The sequence below is a fragment of the Psychrobacter sp. CoH-33_TS_01 genome, assembly GCF_058189395.1.
The window spans coordinates 1-488 of record NZ_JBVGQI010000028.1 but is presented as its reverse complement, the minus strand read 5'-3'; the positions used below and the strand labels follow the sequence as shown (position 1 = coordinate 488).

Below are 488 nucleotides of genomic sequence, written 5' to 3'. Positions count from 1 at the left end.
GCATCAGCATCAGCATCAGCATCAGCATCGGCGTCGGCGTCGGCGTCGGCGTCGGCATCGGCATCAGCATCAGCATCACAATCCGCGTCGGCGTCTGCATCGGCGTCGGCATCAGCGTCAGCATCGGCATCGGCGTCTGCATCGGCATCGGCATCGGCATCGGCATCGGCGTCTGCATCAGCATCACAATCCGCGTCGGCATCAGCGTCGGCATCAGCGTCGGCATCAGCATCAGCATCAGCATCAGCATCGGCGTCGGCGTCGGCGTCGGCGTCGGCATCGGCATCAGCATCAGCATCGCAATCCGCGTCGGCATCCGAGTCGGCGTCGGCATCAGCATCAGCGTCGGCGTCGGCGTCTGCATCAGCATCAGCATCGGCGTCGGCATCACAATCCGCATCAGCGTCCGAGTCAGCATCAGCATCAGCATCAGCATCAGCATCAGCATCAGCATCAGCATCAGCATCAGCATCAGCATCAGCATCAGC

The 488-nt window shown here is 62.3% G+C and carries 1 protein-coding gene; it reads right to left on the bottom strand.

Features of this window, described 5'->3' with window-relative positions:
* A partial coding sequence (locus ACZ2XM_RS15410; protein ID WP_490619005.1) for a hypothetical protein occupies nt 1–488 on the bottom strand: 488 nt, incomplete at both ends.